Origin of the sequence: Devosia sp. Leaf64 (assembly GCF_001421945.1) — a bacterium.
GTDB lineage: Bacteria > Pseudomonadota > Alphaproteobacteria > Rhizobiales > Devosiaceae > Devosia.
Genome location: NZ_LMLO01000024.1, coordinates 466125 through 489936, shown reverse-complemented (window position 1 = coordinate 489936; position 23812 = coordinate 466125). Strand labels below are relative to the sequence as shown.

Annotated in this window: 23 protein-coding genes; 4 read left to right on the top strand and 19 right to left on the bottom strand. The window is 61.3% G+C overall.

Annotated features, from left to right (window positions below; genetic code table 11):
• Positions 1–25 precede the first annotated feature (25 nt).
• From ASE94_RS20030 to ASE94_RS20020, 3 genes are all read left to right on the top strand, one after another.
• Complete coding sequence (locus ASE94_RS20030) at positions 26–2416, top strand: UvrD-helicase domain-containing protein (RefSeq protein WP_062631775.1); 2391 nt, start codon at positions 26–28, stop codon at positions 2414–2416.
• A gap of 58 nt (positions 2417–2474) precedes the next feature.
• The gene (locus tag ASE94_RS20025) at positions 2475–2792 is read left to right on the top strand and encodes a heavy metal-binding domain-containing protein (RefSeq protein ID WP_061911014.1); all 318 of its coding nucleotides are present in this window, start codon (positions 2475–2477) and stop codon (positions 2790–2792) included.
• Positions 2793–2858: 66 nt separating this feature from the next.
• Positions 2859–3728, top strand: coding sequence for a 50S ribosomal protein L11 methyltransferase (locus tag ASE94_RS20020; protein WP_061911012.1), 870 nt, complete (start codon positions 2859–2861; stop codon positions 3726–3728).
• A gap of 392 nt (positions 3729–4120) precedes the next feature.
• Here ASE94_RS20020 and ASE94_RS21605 read toward each other — a convergent pair whose 3' ends face one another.
• Positions 4121–4255, bottom strand: a complete 135-nt coding sequence (locus ASE94_RS21605) for a hypothetical protein (RefSeq protein ID WP_280137179.1) — start codon at positions 4253–4255, stop codon at positions 4121–4123.
• Between the two features lie 106 nt (positions 4256–4361).
• Between ASE94_RS21605 and ASE94_RS20015 the strand changes: the two genes are divergently transcribed.
• Positions 4362–6176, top strand: a complete 1815-nt coding sequence (locus ASE94_RS20015) for an aminopeptidase P family protein (protein ID WP_062631774.1) — start codon at positions 4362–4364, stop codon at positions 6174–6176.
• Positions 6177–6495: 319 nt separating this feature from the next.
• On the opposite strand, the gene ASE94_RS20010 is transcribed toward ASE94_RS20015, so the two are convergent.
• From ASE94_RS20010 to ASE94_RS19925, 18 genes are all read right to left on the bottom strand, one after another.
• The gene (locus ASE94_RS20010) at positions 6496–6990 is read right to left on the bottom strand and encodes a hypothetical protein (RefSeq protein ID WP_062631773.1); all 495 of its coding nucleotides are present in this window, start codon (positions 6988–6990) and stop codon (positions 6496–6498) included.
• Between the two features lie 85 nt (positions 6991–7075).
• Positions 7076–7534, bottom strand: a complete 459-nt coding sequence (locus ASE94_RS20005; protein ID WP_062631772.1) for a DUF3828 domain-containing protein — start codon at positions 7532–7534, stop codon at positions 7076–7078.
• A gap of 35 nt (positions 7535–7569) precedes the next feature.
• Entirely contained in the window at positions 7570–8850 is a 1281-nt protein-coding gene (locus tag ASE94_RS20000; protein ID WP_062631771.1) for a hypothetical protein, read from the bottom strand.
• A 13-nt stretch (positions 8851–8863) separates the two neighbouring features.
• Complete coding sequence (gene ligA / locus ASE94_RS19995) at positions 8864–11065, bottom strand: NAD-dependent DNA ligase LigA (protein ID WP_062631847.1); 2202 nt, start codon at positions 11063–11065, stop codon at positions 8864–8866.
• Positions 11066–11219: 154 nt separating this feature from the next.
• Complete coding sequence (gene recN, locus ASE94_RS19990) at positions 11220–12890, bottom strand: DNA repair protein RecN (protein WP_062631770.1); 1671 nt, start codon at positions 12888–12890, stop codon at positions 11220–11222.
• Positions 12891–13209: 319 nt separating this feature from the next.
• Positions 13210–13884 (bottom strand): class I SAM-dependent methyltransferase, encoded by a 675-nt coding sequence (locus ASE94_RS19985; protein WP_062631769.1) that lies wholly within the window; start codon positions 13882–13884, stop codon positions 13210–13212.
• 50 nt (positions 13885–13934) lie between these two features.
• Positions 13935–14372 carry an NlpC/P60 family protein gene (locus ASE94_RS19980; protein ID WP_062631768.1) on the bottom strand — a complete coding sequence of 146 codons (438 nt, stop codon included), beginning with the start codon at positions 14370–14372 and terminating at the stop codon, positions 13935–13937.
• 7 nt (positions 14373–14379) lie between these two features.
• Positions 14380–14679: a hypothetical protein gene (locus tag ASE94_RS19975; RefSeq protein ID WP_062631767.1), complete on the bottom strand. Its 300-nt coding sequence runs from the start codon at positions 14677–14679 to the stop codon at positions 14380–14382.
• A 71-nt stretch (positions 14680–14750) separates the two neighbouring features.
• A complete protein-coding gene (locus ASE94_RS19970) occupies positions 14751–15077 on the bottom strand; it encodes a type II toxin-antitoxin system YafQ family toxin (protein WP_244484239.1) in 327 nt (108 codons plus the stop codon).
• Entirely contained in the window at positions 15055–15327 is a 273-nt protein-coding gene (locus ASE94_RS19965) for a type II toxin-antitoxin system RelB/DinJ family antitoxin (RefSeq protein WP_200913716.1), read from the bottom strand. Before ASE94_RS19965 ends, ASE94_RS19970 begins: the two co-directional genes overlap by 23 nt.
• Before the next feature lie 163 nt (positions 15328–15490).
• Positions 15491–16336: an outer membrane protein assembly factor BamD gene (locus tag ASE94_RS19960; RefSeq protein ID WP_156352238.1), complete on the bottom strand. Its 846-nt coding sequence runs from the start codon at positions 16334–16336 to the stop codon at positions 15491–15493.
• A gap of 136 nt (positions 16337–16472) precedes the next feature.
• A complete protein-coding gene (gene lpxC / locus ASE94_RS19955; protein ID WP_061910994.1) occupies positions 16473–17420 on the bottom strand; it encodes a UDP-3-O-acyl-N-acetylglucosamine deacetylase in 948 nt (315 codons plus the stop codon).
• Positions 17421–17539: 119 nt separating this feature from the next.
• On the bottom strand, positions 17540–19216 hold the full coding sequence (gene ftsZ / locus ASE94_RS19950) for a cell division protein FtsZ (protein ID WP_062631763.1): 1677 nt from the start codon (positions 19214–19216) through the stop codon (positions 17540–17542).
• A 352-nt stretch (positions 19217–19568) separates the two neighbouring features.
• Positions 19569–20135 carry an NAD(P)H-dependent oxidoreductase gene (locus ASE94_RS19945; RefSeq protein WP_062631762.1) on the bottom strand — a complete coding sequence of 189 codons (567 nt, stop codon included), beginning with the start codon at positions 20133–20135 and terminating at the stop codon, positions 19569–19571.
• 107 nt (positions 20136–20242) lie between these two features.
• The gene (locus ASE94_RS19940; protein WP_062631761.1) at positions 20243–20626 is read right to left on the bottom strand and encodes a helix-turn-helix domain-containing protein; all 384 of its coding nucleotides are present in this window, start codon (positions 20624–20626) and stop codon (positions 20243–20245) included.
• A 30-nt stretch (positions 20627–20656) separates the two neighbouring features.
• Positions 20657–21970, bottom strand: coding sequence for a cell division protein FtsA (gene ftsA, locus ASE94_RS19935; protein ID WP_082461340.1), 1314 nt, complete (start codon positions 21968–21970; stop codon positions 20657–20659).
• The gene (locus ASE94_RS19930; protein ID WP_062631760.1) at positions 21967–22848 is read right to left on the bottom strand and encodes an FtsQ-type POTRA domain-containing protein; all 882 of its coding nucleotides are present in this window, start codon (positions 22846–22848) and stop codon (positions 21967–21969) included. The genes ftsA and ASE94_RS19930 overlap by 4 nt, the downstream gene beginning before the upstream one ends.
• Complete coding sequence (locus ASE94_RS19925) at positions 22836–23756, bottom strand: D-alanine--D-alanine ligase (protein ID WP_062631759.1); 921 nt, start codon at positions 23754–23756, stop codon at positions 22836–22838. Before ASE94_RS19925 ends, ASE94_RS19930 begins: the two co-directional genes overlap by 13 nt.
• Positions 23757–23812: the final 56 nt, after the last annotated feature.

The following is a 23812-nucleotide window of genomic DNA, read 5'->3' as shown; positions in this document are numbered from 1 at the left end:
TTGCGACGGTCTGAAAGATTTGCCCATGGTCGAACCCGCCCCTCTGCCCCGCCCCGCCGGCGGGCCGATCACCAGTCAATTGAACCGGCAACTGCCGGATTATCTGCGCGGGCTGAACCCCGAGCAGAAAGACGCGGTGATGACGACCGAGGGGCCGCTGCTGGTGCTGGCAGGAGCGGGCACGGGCAAGACGCGCGTGCTGACGACGCGCATTGCGCATATTCTCAACCAGCGGATGGCTTGGGGCAGCCAGATCCTCGCGGTGACCTTCACCAACAAGGCCGCCAGCGAGATGAAGAAGCGCATCCATGAATTCGTGCCCAATTTCGAGGGCCTGCCGTGGATGGGGACCTTTCACTCGGTTTCGGCGCGAATCTTGCGAGCGCATGCCGAACTCGTCGACCTCAAGCCGCAATTCACCATTCTTGATACCGACGACCAGATCCGGCTGATCAAGCAACTTTTGGCGGCGGACAATATCGACGAAAAGCGTTGGCCGGCCCGGCAATTCGCCAACATGCTCGACGGCTGGAAGAACCGCGGTTGGCTGCCCAAGGACGTTCCCGCTTCTGAAAGCGGTTACTTCGCCAATGGCAAGGGCGGTCAGCTCTATTACGATTACCAGGCGCGACTGAAGACGCTGAACGCCACCGATTTCGGCGATCTGCTGCTCGAGTGCATCCGGCTGTTCCGCGAAAATCCGGAAGTGCTCGCCGAATATCACCGCAAATTCAAATACATGCTGGTGGATGAATATCAGGACAGCAACACCGCGCAGTATCTCTGGCTGCGATTGCTCGCGCAGGGGAAGCCGGCACCGGAGGCCAATATTTGTGTTGTCGGCGACGATGACCAATCGATCTACGGCTGGCGCGGGGCGGAGGTGGACAATATCCTCCGTTTCGAGAAGGATTTTCCGGGCGCCAAGGTCATCAAGCTCGAGCGCAATTATCGTTCGACGGCCAATATCCTGAAAGCGGCTTCGACCCTGATCGCCTTCAACGAAGACCGGCTGGGCAAGACGCTGCACACCGATATCGCCGAAGCGGGCGAGCCGATTTCCTTCACGCAAGTCTATGATTCCGAAGAGGAAGCGCGGACGGTTGGCGAGGAAATCGAACAATATCAGCGTGCCGGCGAGCCACTCAATTCCATGGCGATCCTGGTGCGCGCCTCATTCCAGATGCGCGAGCTCGAAGAGCGGTTCATCACCCTTGGGCTGAATTATCGCGTCGTTGGCGGCCCGCGCTTTTATGAGCGCAAGGAAATCCGCGATGCGCTGGCTTACCTGCGGCTTGTCGCGCAGCCGGCCGATGATCTTGCTTTCGAGCGGATCATCAATGTCCCCAAGCGCGGACTTGGGGATACGACAGTGAAAACGCTGATGGAAACGGCGCGCCATCAGAATGTGTCCCTCCTCTCGGCGACGCGCATGCTGACGGAAACCGAGGAGCTCAAACCCAAGCAGCGGACGACGTTGCGGTGTCTTGTGGATCAATTCGACAACTGGGCCTATCGCGCGGAAAGCCTCGCGCCCTATCAGCTCGTCGAGCAGATCCTCGAGGAGAGCGGCTATATGGATATGCACTTTAGGCCTCTGTCTGAAGAGGATGAGCAGGCTCAGCGGGAAGGCAGAGTCGTAAAGCGCGTTGTAAAATCCGTGGAAGATCAGGGTCGGCTTGAAAATCTAAAGGAACTCAGCCGATCAATGGAAGACTTCGACACGCTTGCTGGATTCCTTGAGCACATTTCATTGGTGATGGATCGAGACAACGGAGCCGCCTCCGACGCTGTTACAATTATGACATTGCACTCAGCAAAAGGATTGGAATTTGACACTGTCTTTTTGACTGGCTGGGAAGAGGTGACGTTTCCAAGCCAACGTTCTTTAGACGATAAGGGAAATGCTGGCCTTCAGGAAGAACGCCGACTTGCTTATGTGGGAATCACCAGAGGCAGGAAACGAGTTCGCATATCGTCTGCGCAGAACCGTCGGATTAACGGGCTTTGGCAAAATACAATGACATCCCGCTTTGTAGACGAACTTCCCCCGGATGTGGTTGAGGTGACTGACAAAGGCTCGGCTTATGGCGGATATGGCTATGGCGGCGGGGCCACCTCGCGGTTCAACAAGGCCGATCCTTTTGAAAGCCTTTATGAAACGCCGGGCTGGCAGCGGGCGCGGGCCAATCAGGCCAATCGCAAGGGCGGCGGGCCGATGACGATTGAGGGCGAACTCGTGGCGCGGTCCGTCGATCTCGGCGGGCAATCGAGCGGCTATGCCGTCGGCGAGCGCGTGTTTCACCTCAAATTCGGCTATGGCGACGTGAAAAGCGTCGAGGGCAACAAGCTGACTATCGAATTCGAAAAGGCCGGGATGAAGAAGGTGCTCGAAAGCTTCGTGCAAAAGGGCTGAGCCCATTGCAGGCCGGACCACCCTTCCCCATCTGACATCAATTCAGATGGAGGACCGCATGATCATCTCGACCACACCGACGCTCGAAGGCCAGCCGATCCGCGAATATCTCGGAGTCGCGACCGGCGAAGTCATCGTCGGCGCAAATATTTTCAAGGACTTGTTCGCCGGCATCCGCGACATCGTCGGTGGTCGGGCCGGCGCCTATGAATCGACTTTGCGCAGCGCGCGCCAGGAAGCATTCCGCGAGCTTGAAGCCGAGGCCAAGCGGCTGGGCGGCAATGCGGTGGTGGGCGTCGATATCGATTATGAAGTCGTCGGCCAGAACGGCTCGATGCTGATGGTTTCCATCTCGGGCACCGCGGTTCGCGTCTGATCCGTCAGGATTGACTCGGCCGCTTGGCTGCAGCAACTAGGCGGAAAGAATAAAGGAAACAGCACCATGTCCGTCGATCAGCTCTCCGCGACGCTCACCAAGGAACAGGCCTATGCGCTTGTCGATGCCGTGATGGAGCGGGACGATCTGGCGCTCACGGCATCCGCGCATGAGATCGAAGACACCGGCGAATGGGTGTTCGAGGCCACCTGCGACAGCCCGCCAGACGTCGAGGCTTTCGGGCGGCTGGCCGAGATGGTGCTGGGCGGGACGGTCGACTTCTCGGTCGACCCAATCGATCCAGAAATCAACTGGGTTGCCAAGTCCTTGGAAGGTTTGGCGCCAGTGATCGCGGGCGGCTTCTATGTCTATGGTAGCCATGAGACCGCGCCGATTCCCGAAGGCCTGATCCCGATGAAAATCGATGCGGCTCAGGCCTTTGGCACGGGGCATCATGAGACGACGACGGGGTGTCTCGAAGCCATCGAAATGCTCCTGGCGCATACGACGCCCAAGGCGATGATCGACATCGGCACGGGCACCGGCGTGCTGGCGATTGCGCTTGCCAAGCGGCTGGGCGGGAAAATCCTCGCAACCGATATCGATCCGATCGCGGTGACGACGACCATTGAAAATGCTCAGGAAAATGGTGTTGGCGACAATATCGACTCGATCGAGGCGACCGGGCTCGACCATGTCGAAATCGCCGCGCGCGCGCCTTATGATCTGATCGTCGCCAATATTCTGGCCGGTCCGCTGACCGAGCTGGCGCCCGGCGTCGGCGGCATTGCGCAATCGGGCGGGACGGCGATTCTATCGGGGATTTTGAACACGCAGGCCGATGGCGTCATCGCTGCCTATGAGCTTGCGGGGTTCCATCTGGTGGATCACCTCAAGCGCAAGGACTGGACGACGCTGGTGCTGCAAAAGCGCTGAAACCGGTAGCATTCCGCTAACATCGAGGGCGCTTCGGCGCCCTTTTCGTTATGCGGATGCCGAAAGGCGAACCCCAGAAAAGCAAAATCCCCGAAGCGGACTTCGGGGATCGAAACGATCGTCGTTTGGTACGAGCTGCCGTTATGGGCGCTTGGTAACAGCGCCGATCAGCTGGTGCTGCATGCGGTAGCTAACCTGGCGAGATGCTTCGCGACCACGAGCGTCAATCAGACCACCCAGTGCGTTGCGGAAACCATTCTTGCTCTCAGTCATCTTTCACTCCATGCGACGAGAGGTCTATTGCCTATCGTCTGGTAGCTTTTTACTCAATTCCGGCGAGGTGTGTTAGGGGGCTAGCGACAGACCTGCCATGCCGATCATGCAGGGCACGATTAACGGCCGTTTACCCTATCCCGGTTCTTTCCATAATCGCGCTCGAACTGCGCCACATAGCGCTCCGCGCGACGCGTGCGGCCCTCGACCAGGGCAGTGAGTGCGCGGGTAAAGAGATTGTCGGGCTTGCTCATTTTCGTCTCCATCATTCTATAGCTAAGATAGGAAACAAGACGGTGGCGACCACCGCCAATCCGACAACAGAGCCATGCCGGGAGCGCACCCGGCTGAGGTATATCCATGACCACTTCCGCCTTCCCGCCCGCCAAATTCCAGAGCTTTGACGAAAAGTCCGACCCGAGCCAGGTGGCGCCACGGCTAGCGGCGCTGCGCAAGGCGATGAAGGCAGCGGGCGTCGACTACTTCCTCGTGCCCCGCGCCGATGCGCATCGCGGAGAATCGGTGCCAGCGAGCGAAGCGCGGCTGGCCTATGTGACGGGTTTCACCGGCTCGGCCGGTCTGGCGCTGGTGGGCACCAAGGAGGCGTATCTCTTCGTCGATAGCCGCTATACGCTGCAGGCACCGGCGCAGACTGACACCGCACTGGTCACCGTGCACGAGGTGGCTTCGCTTGCCATCGACGCCAAGGACTACGTGAAGAAGGATAGCGTTGTCGCCTATGACCCGTGGCTGCATACGCCAGGCGAAGTGCGCGACCTCACCGAAAAGCTGAAGGGCCATGCCAAGGTCGTGGCGCATGACAATCTGATCGATGTCGTCTGGGACGATCGCCCAGCCCCACCTGCTGGCCAGATCGAGATTCTGGGCCACAATCGGGCCGGGAAATCGGCTGCTGACAAGATCGCGGACTTGCAGAAGACGCTGAGCGACGATGGCGCTGATGCGGTGGTGTTCACCCTGCCCGAATCCATCTGCTGGCTGTTCAACATTCGCGGCCGCGATGTACCCAATACGCCATTCGTCCTTGGCTTTGCCGTGGTGCCGAAAAAGGGGGAGCCGACGCTGTTTCTCGATCCGGCCAAGGTGACGCCGGAACTGGAAAATGCGCTCGATGGCATCGCGGAAATCGAACCGGCAAAGAAGCTGACCAAGACGCTCGAAAAGCTTGGCAAGAATGGCAAGGCCGTACTGGTCGATCCGGCTTCGGCGCCGATTGCCATCGCCGATACGCTTAGGGATGCCGGCGCTCAACTGATCGAAAAACGCGATCCCGTCCTGCTGCCCAAATCGCGCAAGAACGAGGCGGAGCTGGCCGGGATGCGCGAGGCGCATAAGCTTGATGGCGTGGCGCTGGCCAAGTTCCTGCACTGGTTCGACAGTGAGGCGCCAAAGTGCGAGCTGACCGAAATCGGCATCGTGACTGCACTCGAAGCGTTCCGGCGCGAAGAGGAAAGCTGCGTCGATGCCAGCTTCGACACGATTTCCGGCGCCGGGCCGAACGGCGCCATCGTCCACTATCGCGTTTCGACCAAGACCGACCGGCGGCTCAATGCCGGAGAAATCATGCTGGTCGATAGCGGCGCACAATATCTCTCGGGCACGACCGATATCACGCGGACGCTTTTCACCGGCTCAGCGACCGACGAGCAGAAGGACCGCTATACGCGCGTGCTCAAGGGCATGATCGCGATCTCGATGGCGCGCTTTCCCAGGGGCACGAGCGGGGCGCAGATCGACGTTCTGGCGCGACAGTTTTTGTGGGCCGATGGCGTGAGCTATAGCCACGGGACAGGCCATGGGGTCGGCGCTTATCTCGGGGTTCATGAGGGCCCGGTGGGCATTTCCTCGCGCTATACGCTGCCGATCGAGGTAGGCAATGTGCTTTCCAACGAGCCGGGTTATTACAAGGCGGGTGAGTACGGCATCCGCATCGAGAACCTGATCGTGGTCAAGGAATCGGACTTTGCCGGTTTTTTGGAATTCGAAACGCTGACGCTGGCGCCGATCGATAAGCGGTTAATCGATTTGAGCCTGCTGACGGACGCGGAGCGTGCTTGGCTTAATGCGTTCCACCAGCAGGTTTGGGCGGAGATTGGGCCGAAAGTGTCGGGCGATGTGAAGGCTTGGCTGGAAGAGGCGACGGCGGCGATTTGAGGGGCTTTGGCTATTTCGCGAAATTTCACTGTAAGGCAACAGAGATTCCCGCTTTCGCGGGAATGACGCCGTGGGTGGGGAGATTCTCGATAGCTAGTCTGCCCACGGTTTTCCCTCGGGCGTGACCCGAGGGTCTCTCGCGCAGGCTCAAACGTTTGTGGCTCCCGCACTGGCCCTCGGGTCGAGCCCGAGGGAAGAATGGTGAGTGGGGAGAGGTGTGCTCTGGGGCACGGGCATCGTGGCTCACTCACCCCCTCCCGGCCTCCCCCGTCGAGGGGGAGGTGTTGGGCCGGTGGGTGAAACAATCGCAAGCCAGACGTCACATAGCATAGGGGTCGGCGGCGAGTGCCCAGCTGAGGAGCCAGGGGACTTCGCTGCCCAGTGAGGCGACGTCGTCGACTTTCCAGGTTCCGCTCTCTTCGACGAGGGAAACCGACAAGAGACGGGGCTGATCGAAATTGTGGTAGGTGACGGTCACAACGGCGCGGTCATCGAGGCGCATCGGCTCGCTGATGACGAGATCGAAGAGCAACGCGTTATCGTCGGGCAGAAACGGATTGAAATTGGGGTCGGCGACCGGCTCCAGCTCGCTGCTTAAGGCGGGGTTCGCCCCGGTCCCCGTATCGGCTGCCAATTGCGCGATGCCTTTGAGACGCTCCGAGTAATGGACCGTTGGGTCGCCCTTGGCGGCGCCCGGTTTGTAGCCATCGTAGATCGCCTGAACCAAAGCCTTAGGATCGGCATAGTTTTCTTCGGCCATGGCGGATTGGGCCATTGGCGCCAGGATGATCAACAGGGAGAGAATCGCTCTCATCGTGCCCTCGAGAAATGTGCGAGGACACGATTGCTTGGCGCTGGCGGCTGAAATGCGGCTGGCGGATTAAATCTTGGAAAGCCGCCTACTCTTGCGCGGCGGCAAAGATTTCGCTGAGGCGATAGGCGAATTCGCCGTTCTGGCCCTCGAGATCGTCGATGACCCAGCCGCCGTTTTCATTGACGAGGTCATAGGTGATTTCTACCGGCTCATCGAAATTGGTAAAGCTGACGACGACAGTTGCCGTATCGCCACCATAAACCGGCTCGCCGATTTCGAGATTAGCGATCTGATAATCCTGGCCATCGATATAGGGATCGAAGTCGAGCGCCCCCATTTCGCCTTCCGGGGTGCTTTCCGCATCGGCCTCATAGAGGGCATTGAGCGCGGCGGAGCGGAAGCTCTCCTCGTTTTCGGGGAAATCGTCGGTGAGATAGGGCGCGTAAAACGCTTCGAGCAGCGCCTCAGGCGTATCGAAGGGCTGGGCGGCGGCTGGCGCAACGAGCGCGAGAACGAGGCCGGACAGGGCAAGGAGGCGACGCATGAAAAACTCCTGTGGCCGACGATCCGGCCTTTTTCTCAGTTAAACCACAGCGCGAAAAGCGGCCAGTTTTCGCCAAAGACACGGTTAGCGGCCGCAAAACTTTCCGCGTCGGCGATCGGGCCCGGCTTGATATAGGGCAAGGCGCCCTGTCCGATGAACATCATGACGATGTCGGTTTCGGTCGCCGTGTTGAAATAAGCGGCGAGATCGAACCCCTGCTTGAAGCGCCAATGGGGAAGCAGCAATTCGCCGGCAAAAACCTTATCGACCCCATCAAGCGTTTCGCGCCAGGCCGCAACCATCTCCTCGGTGATGTTCATATCGGGGAAAATGGAGGTCTGGCTTGGAGATGGCAGCAGTTCTCTGGTGTCATCAGTCTCGGCGAGAATCGCGTCCCAATTTTTGCGTGACAGCGCGGGGATGGACTTGAGCCGATCGAGTACGCCGGCGAGGCGCGCGCTATCGCTGACCGGGAAACTCAGCGTGTGGAGCGCCGCGACCATATCGGCAATGCCGGTATCGCTGTCGCCATCGAGAAACAGAATGCCGCCCCGATTGTAGGCCTGCATGGGCAGACCCGCCTCGGGGAAGAAGCGATGGAAATAGGCATTGTAGAATTCGGTGAAATCGTGGGCCATCAGCCAATCGACGGGCGAGGCGACGACTTGGGTATAGCCGGCAAGCCAGAAGGCATCGGCGCGATCGAGGCCGACCGAGGTATCGGGTGCAGCGCTTCCGGTCTTGTCCTTGGTCTTGTGGCCTTCCTCAACCGGCAGCATGCCGTACATGCCAAAGGCTTCGAGCGCGGGGCCGGACAGCGTTTCGGTTTCGCCAACCGTGCCATCGCCATCGATATCGAAGCGGAGGCGCAAGGGATCGAGGAGGATGACATAATCCCCGGTCTCGCCCGCTTTCTCGAAATAGCCGCGCGCGGTATCGAGGGAGGCGACGGTGGCATCGAGATAGCCACGGAACTGATCATAAGTGAGCGGCTCGGGCTTGGGATTGGCGGGCTTGGGCTGGGTTGGTCCCTCGACGCCAAGGCCAAAAATCAGCGCTGCGGGCGTATTGCCGGGCGCGACGCCGCCATGGCGATACATGGCCTGGGCCAACGATTCGTAGGCAAAGACCAGTTCGCCGAGGCCGGCGCCGAAGCACGCTTCGGTATCGCCGGTGGCGCAGATATTGGCAAAGACCTGGCGCCCTTCGGAGAGTTTGCCCTCATAGGCGGCGGAGACGATGGCATCGCCGGTTTCGCTGGCGAAGGCCGGGGCCGACAAGAGGGTCAGTCCCAGGGCGATCCATGTCTTTCTCATCGTCTCTCCAAACCTATTTTCCGACGCGCGCGAACCACTCGTCTTCAGTGATGACTTCGACGCCGTGCTCCTGCGCGGTCTTCAGCTTCGAACCGGCGCCTGGCCCAGCAACCAGGATATCGGTTTTGGCCGAGACAGAGCCTGCAACCTTGGCGCCAAGCCGTTCGGCCATAGCCTTGGCTTCGGATCGTGACATTTTTTCGAGCGTGCCGGTAAAGACCACGGTTTTTCCCGCGATCTGGCTATCGGCAGAAACCGTGACGACATAGGGCTTTGGATGGACCTGAGCCAGCAGAGCATCGAGCACGTCGTCATTGCGCTCATTGCCGAAGAAGCTGACCAGCGCCTCGATGACCGTGCCGCCGATGCCGTCGACGGAGGGAAAGACCGTGGTCGGGTCCTCGGCGGCGGCGGTCTCCTTACCGACGCGGATCAGTTCCTCGATCGTGCCAAAGGTGCGGGCGAGGACTGCGGCCGTGGTTTCGCCGATATGGCGTATGCCGAGGGCGAAGATGAAGCGGTCGAGTTCGGGCTCGCGGCGCGCGTCGATGGCGGCAAAGAGCTTGTCGAGGCCTTCATAGTTTCGATCCTCCACGCCGCGCACATTCTTGCGCGTCTTGCCGGAGGCGGCTTCGCGGGCCTTTGCCTGCACCTCGCGGCGCTCGGCGAGCGCGCGCTGCACTTCGGGTCGGCGGTCTCGAAGGGTGAAAATATCCGCGGCGGTGCGGACGAGGCCGGCATTGAAGAAGGTGTCGATGTTTTCCGCGCCTAGGCCTTCAATATCGAGGGCGCCGCGCGAGACGAAATGACGGAGGCCTTCGACGGCCTGGGCCGGGCAGATCAATTCGCCGGTGCAGCGACGGCGCGAATCTTCCTTGCCGGTCTTTTCATTGACCTCGCGGACGGCGGGCGAGCCGCAGACCGGGCAGGTTTCGGGCATCGCATAGGGTTTGGCATCGGCCGGACGCTTGTCGAGCAGCACATCGACGATCTGGGGGATGACGTCCCCGGCCCGCTGGATGGTGACGGTGTCGCCGATGCGGATATCCTTGCCATCGCGGATGGGGAGGCCATTGCTGTCGCGGCCGGCGATGTAATCCTCATTGTGGAGGGTGACGTTAACCACGGTGACGCCGCCGACGCTGACGGGATCGAGCCGGGCGACGGGCGCCAGGGTGCCGGTGCGGCCGACCTGGATTTCGATGTCGCGCACCTTGGTGGTGGCTTGCTCGGCGGGGAATTTGTGAGCCACGGCCCAGCGCGGCTCGCCGGTGACAAAGCCCCAGCGGCGCTGTAGTTCGAGCTGGTCGACTTTGTAGACCACGCCATCAATATCGTAGCCGAGCGAGGAGCGCTGGTCTTCGATGGCGTGATAGTGGGCGATCAGTTCTTCGACCGTTTTGGCGCGGGCCATGAGCGGGCTGATGGCAAAGCCCCATTCGGCGAATTTTTGCACCGCGTCATATTGGTTCGGCGCCGGATCTTCCGTCGTTGCGCCCCAGGCATAGGCGAAGAATCTCAGGTTTCGGCTGGCAGTGATCGACGGGTCTTTCTGGCGCAACGAGCCGGCGGCGGTGTTGCGCGGATTGACGTAGTTCTGGCCACCAGCGGCGGCGGACCGCTCCTTGAGGGCCTGGAATTCGGCATAGGTCATATAGACCTCGCCGCGGATCTCGATGCTTTTGGGCCAACCGGTGCCGTGGAGCTTTTCGGGGATATCCTTGATGGTGCGCAGGTTTGCCGTGATGTCTTCGCCCACGGCGCCATCGCCGCGCGTTGCGCCGCGGACGAAGACGCCGTCTTCGTAAAGGAGCGAGGCAGAGAGGCCATCGATCTTGGGCTCGGCGGTGAAGGCGATTTCGAGCCCTTCGTCCTGCTTGAAAAAACGGCGGCCGCGCTCGATGAAATCGACGACGTCCTCATCGGTATAGGCCTTGGCAAGGCTGAGCATCGGCACGGCGTGGCGGACTTTGGCAAAGCCCTCGGCCGGAGCAGCGCCGACCTTGCCGGTGGGCGTATCGGGCCGGACGAGTTCGGGAAACGCTTCCTCGATCTCGTTATTGCGGATGGTCAGCGCGTCGTATTCGGCGTCCGTCAGCTCGGGCGCGTCATTCTGGTGATAGGCAATGTCGGCAGCGGAAATGGCTGCAGCCAGCCGTTCGAGTTCCTGGCGGGCCTCGTCTTCGGTGAGATCGGCTACGGACTTTTGGGACAGGTCGGACATGGCTCACTCAACTCTGGCTGCAGAACGGTTCTAGCCACGGCGACATTCGCGCGAAAGCGGGAATGACGATGGGTCACCAGAGATTCCCGCTTTCGCGGGAATGACACCATGGTGGTGGGTGGCGCAGCGGCGACCCAAGCAGCGACTATTTCACCGCGCCGAGCAATTTCTTGGCAGCAGCTCGGGCTTCGGAGGTGATTTCGGCGCCGGCCAGCATGCGGGCGACTTCTTCCTGGCGAGCGCTTGGTTCGAGCAGGCGGACATGAGTGCGGGTGAAGGCGCCCTCCTCCACCAGTTGCTTTTCGATCAGCAGATGCCGATTGGCGCGGGCGGCGACTTGCGGGGCGTGGGTGACGGTGAGCACCTGCACGGTCTTCGCGAGTCGGGCGAGGCGGCGGCCGATGGCATCGGCGACGGCACCGCCGACGCCGGTATCGATTTCGTCAAAGATCAGGACGGGTGCGGAGCCGCGATCGGCGAGCACCACCTTGAGCGCGAGGAGGAAACGACTCAATTCGCCGCCAGAGGCGACCTTGAGGAGCGGGCCGGCGGCAGTGCCGGGATTGGTCTGGACGTGGAAGGCAATCTGGTCGAAACCGGCCGCTGCGACGCGATCGCGCTCGATCTGGTGATCGACGATGAATTTTGCCGCGCCAAGCTTGAGATCGGGCAATTCGGCTTCGACGGCCTTGCTCAGCGCCTTGGCGGCCTTGGTGCGGCCGGCGGTGAGCGTTTCGGCGGCTTCGCGATAGCGGGCACGGGCTTGTGCTTCGTCGGCCTCGAGCGCCTTGAGGCGGCTTTCTCCGCTTTGCAGCGTATCGAGGTCGCCCTGGTATTTTTCGAGCACGCCCGGCAGCTCGTCACAGGTCACCTGATGCTTGCGCGCAGCGGCGCGGAGGGCAAAGAGGCGTTCTTCGACGGCTTCGAGCTCGGCTGGATCATAGGCCATCTGCCGCTGCAATTCGATCAGCGCTTCGCCAGCGCGGTCGAGCGTGACGAGCGAGGCATCAAGCGCTTCGACGATGGGCTGGAAAACTTCGCCGCCATTATCGAGCTTTCGCAACAGGCGGCGCATCAGGCCGGCGAGCGCTGGCGACGGGGCATTGGGGCCATTCAGGATCTCGTCGATCTCGACGAGATCGGAAGCGCCCTTTTCAGCTTGCTGGAGCTGGATGCGGCGCTCGGCAAGTTCGCCCTCCTCGCCTTCCGAAGGCTTGAGCTTGCCCAACTCTTCGACCGTGTGGCGGGCATAGTCCTCAGCGGCGACGGCTTCGGCGACCTTGGCCTGCTGCTCCTTGACCGCCTGCTGAATTTCGACGAGATCGGCCCAGGCTTCGCGCACGGCGGCAGCCGGCGCAGCGAGTTCGCCGAAGGCATCGAGCGCGGCGCGATGGGTGGCGACATCGACCAGCGCGCGATCGTCATGCTGGCCGTGGATTTCAATGATCTGCGTGCCGATCTTTTGCAGCAGCGAGGCGGACACCGGCTGGTCGTTGATGAAAGCGCGGGTGCGGCCATCGGCAAACTGAACGCGGCGGAGGATGACCTCTTCATCATCGGCAATGGCATTGTCGCGCAGCAGCGTCCGCGCCGGATGGCTGGGCGGCAATTGCACCATGGCGACGACCTGGCCGATGTCCTGCCCCTGCCGCACCAGCGAGGCATCGCCGCGCCCACCAAGGGCAAGCGTCAGCGCATCGAGCAGGATGGATTTACCGGCGCCGGTCTCGCCGGTGAGAACGGTCATGCCCTCGTCGAGCGCCAGATCGAGCTGGTCGATGAGGACGATATTGCGAACCGAAAGCGCGTTCAGCATGCGGATCTATCCAGGGCCTATCGGGCTTGCCTCATAGCATTTGAGGATCGCCCGGCGTCTGCGGCAATTCACTTTCGCACAGCAATGCGAACGGCAGGCATGATATCGAAAAAGAACAAAATGGCAACTGGAAGGTGGAGAGATTTGTGGGGGTGTGGCTCAGGCTAATGAATGAGGGCGCGGTGGACACCCCCTCCCGCCTCCCCATCAAGGGGGAGGTGTAAGATCGAGTTTGTGGCTCGGTCGGTTCACGACCACCGGCTCGGCACCTCCCCCTTGATGGGGGAGGCTGGGAGGGGGTGACATGCCGACTTTGAGGCTATTCCGCATACGCCACCCAGCCCCGGAAACTGAAGGCAGAATAGAAAAGACTGATATCGGCAAATCCTGCCTCGCGGAGCATGGCCTCTTCCTCTTCCGGCGCGAGGATGGTGAGGCGCGTGCCGATGGCTTCGCGGGCCTTGGCTACCGTCGCGGGATCGACATCGTCGGCCTGGCCATAAGCGACGTGGCGGGCAATCCAGCGAGAGCGTTCGGGCTCGGTCTGCGGGAAGCTGATATGGGCAAGGATGAGCGGAGCGCCAGACTTGAGGCGGCGGCGGAGCTGGCGGAGCGTTTCGAGGCGCTGCTCGCGCGGGATAAAGTGAAAGACCAGGAGGCTTGTCGCCGCATCGAACCGGCCCTCGGGCGCTGCGTCGATATAGCCCTCGGTCAGCGTGATGCGGCCCATATGCGCTGCTGCCGCATGGCGCGCGAGGGCGAGCATATCGGCGGACGGATCGACACCCGATAGGCGCCAGCCCGAGCGGAAATCGGCCAAGGCCTTGAGTTCGAGACCACCCCCAGCGCCGAGCACGAGGATATTTGCGTCTTCCGGCACAGTTTCCGCGAGGAGGAGGTTCATCATGCGGTGGATGCCGGCAAAGCCCGGCACCTGCCGCGGCGGGCCATCGGCATAGTGGCGAGCGGCTTCGGCATCGAAGAGTGCGGGCATGATAGCGTCCTAGCTGAGGGTGACCAGAGATAGGCGTGGCGGTGACGAAGTCAAAGAGCAAGCGGCGGAGTTTGATCCACCGAGGCCAGTACGCGCTTGGCGCCGATGAAGACGCGATAGCGCTCTGTGGTGACGAACCTCTCGATCGGCCAGATAGCTGGTGTTCCGACTGCCTTTGACAGGTGGATGGCTTCGCCTTTGCCGAGATAAAGGGCGACATGCGCGCCGTAAGCATCGGCTGTGGGCCCGAACAGCAGGAGATCGAGCGGCTCTAGCTCGGCTACCATCCGAGTATGGATGGTGTCGTCCCACAAGTCACTGGAGCGCAACGGCGGAAGGTCGAGCCCGAAGTGCTTGAGGACCGCATAAGCGAAAACCTGGCAATTGGCGCCGGTTGATAGATCAGTTGGATGATCGACCCCTGGATGGATCGCGCCATTGTAGGGAATGGTCAGGAAGCGGGCGGGAACATGAATTCGCTCTGCCATCCGTGCCTCATGCCAGCTTGAACAGTGCCTTTTGCAGCTCGCTGAGCAGGAGGGCAATCATTGCGGCGGGGATCAGCGTCAGGGCCGTGTCTTCGAGGGCACCGGAGAGGCCGGCGCCGTTGAGATTTTCGATGAGGTCGATGATCTCGTTGGTGAGCTGGAGAGTGACGACGATCGCCAAAGCGAGGAAGGGCCGCCGGAGGGCGAGGGCAAGACCGAGATAGAGGACGGTGCCGACGAGGAGGTGCAGCACCGGGTCGGTGAGACCGGTGGTATCCTTGATCAGCAATTTGGCGAAGTGCCACATGGCAAGCTCGGCGCTAGAGATAAGCCGAGGATGGACCAGAGAGATAAATATGAAGTGTTCGACGCCGACGCTTATTCGTCGAAGAGATCGGCGTGGGTGCCGGCGCGAACGAAGATCACTAGGCCAGTCTTGCCGGCATCGTCCAGCTTATAGGCTAGCAGAAAGTCGCCGCCAATGTGGCACTCTCGATGCCCGGCCCACCCCCCCTTGAGCGGATGATCCAGCCACTCCGGAGGCATCGGCCCATCGTTGGCAATCAACAAGATCATCGCCTCTTTGAGCCGATTAAGGTCGTAACGACCGGACCGAGAAAGGCGCTCCCAATCTTTGAGGAACGCCCTGGTATAATCCGAAGTTCTTGGCGGCTTCGCGCGCTTACTTTCCGCTGTTCTTTTCAAGATCAGCCATCAGTTTGTCAGCACTCTCGAAGCGTCCGATCGCTATTTGGTCGGCTTCGCTCATAGCCGCGCGCGTTTCGGCATTCGGCACTTTCAACTCGAACGGAAAAGCCTGTTCGACCACGACGCGCTTTAGGAAAAGGCGGACGGCATCGGAAACAGACAGCCCCAAAGCGTTGAGCGTTTCGGTGGCTCGTTCCTTCGTGTCGTCATCGACACGCACGTGGATCATCGAACTATGAGTAGGCATATCAGAACTCCTTGCGATCAATATGTATCTCAAATGAGATACATTCAAGAAGGTTCTCATGCCCCGATGTCTGAGCGAGGGAGTATGGGCTCACTGGTGTAACGAGCGTCAAAAAAACAAAAAGGGCCCCGAAGGGCCCTCTTCAATTCAAAAAATGAAAATCTCAGCTTTGGTGGGCGGCGAGCCAGCTGCCGGAGTTGAGCTGGGGAGCGAGGCCTTGTTTGCCGAGGAGGGCGAAGGCGCGCTTGTACCAGTCGCTGGAGGGGTAGTTGTGGCCGAGGACAGCGGCTGCGGACATGGCTTCGTTGGTGAGGCCAAGCAGCAGATAGGCTTCGGTCAGGCGATAGAGCGCTTCTTCGATGTGGGTGGACGTCTGCCACTTTTCGACGACTTCGCGGAAGCGGTTGATGGCGCCGGTATAGTCGCCATTGCCGAGATAGTAGCGGCCGACCGACATTTCCTTGCCCGCGAGCTGGTCATAGCCGACCAGGAGCTTTTCCTTGGCGTCTTTGGCGTGCTCGGAGTTCGGATAATTCGAGATCAGAAGATTGTAGGTGTCGATGGCATCGCGCGAGAGCTGCTGATCGCGGGTGATGTCCTTGATCTGCGCGTAATAGGACGTGCCCTTGAGCCAGAGGACGTAGGGAACGTCCTTGCCATTGGGGTACAGCGCCATGAAGCGATCGGCCGCGAGAATGGCTTGGTCGAACTTGCCCATGCGATAGTTCGCATAGACCTGCATCAACTTGCTCTTCTCGGTCAGCGCATCGCGCGGATGCTGACGATCGAGCTGTTCAAGCTTTTTGACCGCGGTCTGGAAATACTGGCGATCCATATCGTCCAGCGCGCCCTGATAGAGCGAGGCTGCGGGAACGATCGGTTCTTCCTTGAGCTTGGGTGGACCAAAGAGCCCGCCGCCCGCACAGGCGGTGAGCACGGCGGCGAAAAGACCCATGGCGGCAAATCGGGCAATCCGACCTGTCATCTGGCTTACAACGTTAACAGTCACGCAGTGCCCCGTTCTTCATTCATCCACAATCGCTTGCGGCGTAATTAGCAATTGGATCAAAACTGTGGCGCAGGCTGAGCCGCCTGCCCCGATCACCCTGCCCTTTCGGGCGCGTTTTGCGACTATCTCGCTGCGGTCAGCGGACGGACCGGAGATAATGACGTACGCCAAGACCCTCGGGCTGATCGTCGAAATTCTCGACTTCCAGCGGCAGATCCTCGGCGTTGACTATCTCATAATTGGCTTCGCTCGCAAAGAGACCGGCAAGCACATGCGCGTTGAGCGCGTGGCCGCCCTTATAAGAGCGGAAGCGGCCCCAGATGGGCAGGCCACCGAGCGAGAGATCGCCGATGGCGTCGAGCAGCTTGTGCCGCACGAACTCGTCTTCGTAGCGCAGGCCATCGGGATTGAGGACGCGGTCCTCATCGACGGTGATGGAATTGTCGACGCTCGAGCCGAGGGCATAGCCGGCCTGGCGCAGCGCCTTGGCGTCTCGGGCGAAGCCGAAGGTGCGGGCGCGGGACACATCTTCGAGATAACGGCGCGGCGTCCAATCGAAGATCATGCGCTGGCGGCCGATGACCTTGGAATCGAAGTCGATCTCGAGATCGAGCGCGCGGCCATTATAGGGCTCGAGCGCAGCGAAGGCATCATTGTTGCGCACGGTGACGGCGCGGATGATCTTGAGGAATTTGCGGTGGGCCGGCTGGGTATCGAGACCGACGTCCATGATGGCCGCAGCGAAGGGATGCGCGCTGCCATCGAGGATGGGGCATTCCGGGCCATCAAGTGTGATGAGAGCATTGTCGACGCCCATGCCGGACAGGGCCGAGGTCACATGTTCGACAGTTGCGACGCTGACGCTGTCGCCGAGGTCGAGAGTGGTGCACAGTGTGGTGCGGCTGACGCGCGAAAAATGCACGGAGACCGGCTGGGTAATCCGGCCGTCGCCCATATCGCGGCGGATGAGAAAGCCACTATCAGCCGGCGCTGGCCCGATGGACAGATTGACGGGTGCAGCGGTGTGTACGCCATAGCCCGAAAAGGTCACTTCACCGGCAAGCGTGCGCTGGCGTGTGGACATTTTTTTCATACTCTATTTACTCCACCCCAAGGGTCTCACGCTCGCACGACTGTTAGCCAAAAAAAACTCGGCGCGGAAGTCGCGCCGAGTCACGTTTACAGACTTGAATTTAACGGGTTCTAACCGTGCTTGCGGAGGAAGGCCGGGATTTCGAGGCTATCCTTCTGGGGTGCAGCGGCTGGAGCACGACCATGGTTATCGAGGTTGCCACGGGCGCCTTCGGCAGCCGGGGGAACACGCGAAGTCCTTGCGCCGCCTGCTTCAATTGCGCTGCGGGCAGCTGCATCATCGGCGGTACGAGCGACGGGTTCCTGACGCTGTTCTGGCTGCTGCTGACCGATGTTCAGGCCGACATTGGAGGCCAGACGCTTGAAGAGCGCACGGGCATTGCGGGGCTCTTCGACCTGACGATCCTGAGCCTGCTGTGTCTGGCGTGCAACAACCGGAAGCTCCTCGGTGCGCGGCATACGGCGATAACCGTCCGGACGGGCAGCGTGCGAGGGCACATAGACGCTGGGAATCGGCTTATCTTCGGCCATCGGAGCTTCTTCCGGCTCGGCCATCATTTCGGCAGCCGGGACATAGGGCTCGACCAGGATGCCGTCGTCTTCAGCCATGTGGTGGCTGTGCGCGGAGGCAGCGGTACGGTCGGCGACGAAAGCCTGAGCGACAGCCGATTCGACCTCGAAGCCGATGTCTTCCATGGCGACTGGTGCCGGCTCGGGAGCTGGTGCCGGAACAGCGCGGGACGGCTCGACCGGCACATGGCGGCGAACGGCGAGCGGAGTGCGCGAGGCATGCGGCTTGGCGGGCTCGAGAGCCTGAACCATGGTCGCGTCGGTGCCGGTGGCAACGACGGACACGCGGATCGTGCCGGTGAGATCGGGATCGTAGGTCGCGCCAAGGATGATGTTGGCGTCTGAGTCGACTTCTTCGCGGATGCGGGAAGCGGCTTCGTCGACTTCGTAAAGTGTGAGGTCCGGGCCGCCGGTGATGGAGATGAGGAGGCCGCGAGCGCCCTGCATCGAGACATCATCGAGAAGCGGATTGGCGATGGCGGCTTCGGCGGCGTGGCGGGCACGGTCTTCGCCGGAGGCTTCGCCGGTACCCATCATTGCCTTGCCCATGCCGCGCATGACGGCGCGAACGTCGGCGAAGTCGAGGTTGATCAGGCCCTCTTTGACCATGAGGTCAGTGATACAGGCGACGCCCGAGAACAGCACCTGGTCGGCCATCGAGAAGGCGTCGGCAAAGGTGGTCTTCTCGTTGGCAACGCGGAAGAGGTTCTGGTTCGGGATGACGATGAGCGTATCGACATGGCGGTGCAGCTCGTCGATGCCGTCATCGGCCAAACGCATGCGGCGATTGCCTTCGAAATTGAACGGCTTGGTGACCACGCCAACCGTCAGAATACCCTGTTCGCGGGCTGCACGGGCGATGACCGGGGCAGAGCCGGTGCCGGTGCCGCCACCCATGCCGGCGGTGATGAACACCATGTGCGAGCCGGAGAGGTGGTCGTTGATTTCGTCCCAGCTTTCTTCGGCAGCGGCACGACCAACTTCGGGGTGCGAGCCGGCACCGAGACCTTCGGTGACGCCGACGCCGAGTTGGATGATGCGCTGGGCCTTGGAGAGCGAGAGAGCCTGGGCGTCCGTGTTGGCAACCACGAAATCGACGCCGCTGAGACCGGACTCGATCATGTTGTTAACGGCGTTACCCCCGGCGCCGCCGGCACCGAACACGGTGATGCGGGGCTTGAGTTCCTGGATATCGGGGATCGTCAGATTGATGGTCATTTATGGCATGGCCCCATAGGTGGCGTGGTTGATTAAGATTTACCCGCCTATTCGTTAACCAGAGCCTAACAAGTGTCCCGATTGCGTTAAGAATGGCGCAAATTGCGAGACAGCGGCGTTACGCGTTTACGCGCCATTAACCGGCAAAATCGCCGGAAAGCCGCTTGAGAGGCTGGTTTTCAAGGTTAACTGGCCAAGGTTAAACGAGCGTGTGCGTCATTAACCACCAACGCAGTTATGATCGCCCTGCCCTCGCTCGGTGACCGGAATGTCACGAGGGTGAATCAGCCGGTTGATACTCGGCCGATTCTCTTTTGGGGCGCGTCGCCTCCCCGAAGAAGGCTTTATGAGCCTACGCCGCTCGCGCCGTCTTGAGGGCGTTGGCCCACCAGACGAGCTGGTCGAGCATGACGTTGGCGGCTTCGGTCAGATAGGGGAAGTCGGCAAAGGTCTTTTCGCTCTTCATCAGCGGCACGAGTTCGTTGGCGTTGATGTGGACCGCATGCTTGAGCGTCGCAATCTGGAGTTCGGCAAGGATCAGGCGCAGTTGTTCGACGGCCCGGGCACCACCGACGCCGCCATAGCCGACAAAGGCGGCGGGCTTGCGATTGTATTCGGCGTGCGCGTGGTCGAGGGCGTTCTTGAGGACACCCGGGATCGAGTGATTATATTCGGCAGTGACGAAGATATAGCCATCGAGCTCGGCCATCTTGGTCGCCCATTTGGCGCCAGCGGGGCCATCATCGTGGACTAGCGATTCATCGAAGAACGGCAGCGGATAATCGCGGAGATCGACGATCTCGATATCGAGGTCGCTGCGGCTCTCGGCGATGGATTGGAGCCACTGGGTTGGCTTGTCGGCAAAGCGAGCGGCGCGGGTGGTGCTGATGACGATGCCGATGCGCGGTCTGTTGGTCACTTGAGAATTTCCTGACTGGTGTTCAACCAGATCGGAAATGGTCCCTGCCCCAACCCATCCTCAAGACCGGGAGATTTTTGTTCGGCACGAACAAAAATGTCGGCCGGTCACACCTCGCGTTCGTCGAAGAGGCGGCGCGACTCGACGATGCCGTCCGTGTGCTGGTGGGCCCACGAGTGGATCGCCGCCAGCGGCTCCATGACGCTGTGGCCGCGCTCGGTCAGCTCGTAGTCGACGCGCGGCGGGATGGAGGCGGTGATATGGCGCGTAACGAGGCCGTCACGCTCGAGCGTGCGCAGCGTCAGGGTCAACATGCGCTGGGAAATGCCGTCGATACCGTCTTCAAGTTCGGAAAAGCGCTTGGGGCCGTCCTGCAAGCCGCCGAGCACGTGGAGAAACCACTTGCTGCTGAATTGGGCGAGCACGTCGACCGTTGGCCGGCAGAAATCGGGAACGTGGGCGGCGCGGTCTTTGAAGATGTGTTTGCTCATGGAGGCAAACTTAAGAGCGCCGGCCCGAGATTAAAAGCTCGTTCGCAGCCAATTGCCGACGCGGGCGATGTAACCATCGGTACCGGTGAGCTTACGGGTGCTGCGGGGCTCGGTATATTCCTGGCTGCAGACCTGCGGATAGACGAGCATGCCGGCAACGGTCGAGAAGGCCGCGCTCTTGGCGATTTCGGGAAGGCCAGCAATGCCCATGGGGCGGCCATTGCGGACATTGCGCGCCAAGGTGCGGCGCGCGACTTCTGGCAGGCCGGTGAGCTCGCTGCCGCCGCCTGTGAGGACGAAACGACGTCCGCACACATCCATCATCCCGGTCGCCTGCATGCGATCGCGGATGGCGGTGAGAATCTCTTCGATGCGCGGACGCATGATGCGGGTGAGGACCGAGCGGGCCACCTGCCCCGGTGCCTCATCGAGCGCGGCGCCGACGGGTTGAATGGCGATCATGTCGCGCTCGTCGGCCTGGCCGGGCAGCACAGAGCCATAAAGCGTCTTGAGGCGCTCGGCATCGGCGACGCTGACGGACAGCTGGCGCGCGATATCGAGGGTCAGGTGATGGCCGCCGATGGCGATGGCGTCGGCATAGACGAGGTGTCCGTCGTTAAAGACGGAAACGGTGGTGGTGGCGCCACCGAAATCGAGGCAGGCGACGCCGAGCTGGGCTTCATCATCGACAAGGCTCGCAAGACCCGAGGCATAGGGCGTGGCAACAAGCGCTTCGATCTGCAGGTGGCAGCGATGCAGCACCAGTTCGAGATTGCGCATGGCGAGGGTTTCCGCCGAGACCACGGCAACATCGACACCTAGCTTTTCCCCGACCATGCCCTTGGGATCGCGAATGCCCTTCTGGCCATCGAGCGCGTAACCGATCGGCAACGCGTGGATGATGGAGCGCTCGGGACGAACCGAGCGGGAATTGACGGCTTTGAGCACGCGGACGATGTCGGTCTTTTCGACTTCCTGGCCATCGAGCGAGACGGCGGCGGAGAAGGTTTCAGAGCCGAGACGGCCCGCGGTGACGTTGACGAGAACCGACTCAAGCGTCAGCCCGGCGGCGCGCTCTGCCATGCCGACGACATTGCGGATGGCATGTTCGGCTTTTTCAATATCGGTGACGACGCCGCTCTTGACGCCCGAGGACGGTCCGTAACCAAAGCCGATCACTTCGGCCCGGTGCGAACGGCCACGCAGGGCCTTGCCCTCGGCACGCGGGATGAGACGCGCGATGACACAGCAGATCTTGGTCGAGCCAATATCAAGCACGGCCACGAGGGTGGTCTTGCCGGGCTGAACGGCGCGGAGCCGTGATGTCATCGCATCGGTCATCATGATGGTTCGGCGTCTTCACGTTTGGTCGGCCGCACGGCCACGACGGAATCGACGCGTAGGTCGATTACGGTGAGGTCGCGATCCAACAATTGGTATTCGGCTTGATAATTGGACAGCTTACCAAGTGCCTGAGCCACGCCCTGCTCCGGCAATTGGATGCGCAATCCGGTTTGGTAGATCATGTCCCAGCGGCGATCGGCAATGCGCGACAGCGCAACCAAGCCATTCTGCAATTGGGGATAATGGTCGAGCGCCCGGATCATAACGAGCGCATCGTCGGCCGCGCCATCACCGATGACGAGCGGCAGGTCGCCATAGGCGCCGCCATCCTCGCCGATCTGCTCGCCGCCAGCATCAATGACGAAAGTGACCCCATCGACGCGCCAACGCGCGACCGGGGTTTTTTCGGTCACGACGACGGAGACGTCGGCAGGATAGGTCTTGCGGACCGTGACAGTATCGATGGCTGGCAATTCGGCGATACGCGACCGCGCGCTCTCGACATCGAAGGCCAGGGTGGATGTGTCCGGCATGATGCCGAGGGAATCAAAGATCGCCTGCTCGGAGGTCAGCGTCTGACCGGAAATGGCAATCTTGCCCACCGATAGGCCGGCTTCCGCAAACTGCACCTGAGCAAGGGAGCCGAGGGAGCTGACGCCAAGCCCGATATGGTCGCGAACCTGATAGATCGCCGTTGCGGCCACCATCAGCGCGAGCACCATACCGGTGCGGCGAAGCCCCGTGCCATGCAGCACGAGGGCACGATTAAAGCGATTGTTCACCCGCTGCAGCGGCGAGCGGCGTGCGGGGACAGGGAGTGTGCGGGGATCGACGGGACGGGCCCCGGCGAAAAAGGCCTCGCTCTTTACCTGTTGCAACTCGCATCCTCCACCAGCCAGGCGCACAACTCTTCATAAGAGTGGCCCGCATGGGCAGCTTGTTCCGGGGCTAGCGACACCTCGGTCATACCCGGCTGGGTGTTGATTTCGAGGAGCACCAGTTCGCCATCCTCACCTGCCGCGTCATTGTAGCGGAAATCACACCGCGTCAGACCTCGGCAGCCGAGAGCCGCATGGGCGGCTAGACTGAATTGTTGCACTTTGTCGTAAATTTTCGGTTTCAACTGAGCAGGTAAGATGTGGCGCGCGCCACCCTGGCTGTACTTGGCTTCGTAGTTGAAAAAGGTCAGGTCGGTGACGATTTCGGTGACGCCAAGGGCAACATTGCCCATGACGGCGCAGGTCAATTCCCGGCCGGGAATGAAGCGCTCGACCATCAGTTCTTCGCCGCCATTCCAATCCTCGCGGAGGATTTCCTGCGGTGGGTGGCTGGCATCGCCCTTGACGACGAAGACGCCGAAGCTCGACCCATCGGCGATGGGTTTGACCACATAGGGCGGCGCCATGATGTGGCTGCGCGCGATATCGCCACGCGTCGCGACGGTGTGGTCGGTGACCGGAATGCCCGCGGCCTTGAAGAGGATCTTGGCCTGGTGCTTGTTCATGGCAAGCGCCGAAGCGAGGACGCCCGAATGGGTGTATGGAATCTGGAGGAGTTCGAGCACGCCCTGGATATAGCCGCCCTCGCCGAAGGGGCCGTGAAGGGCGTTGAAGGCCACATCGGGCTTGAGGGCCGCGAGAACTTCGGCGACGTCGCGGCCGACATCGACCTCGGTGACCTGATAGCCGGCGCGACGAAGCGCGGCAGCGCAGCCCGTGCCCGTCATGAGGGAGACGGGGCGTTCGTTATTCCAACCGCCCATGAGAACGGCGACATGCTTGGTCATGGGGTGGCTCCGTTGGAGTTGAGCGTGGGGAACACCCCCTCCCAACCTCCCCCATC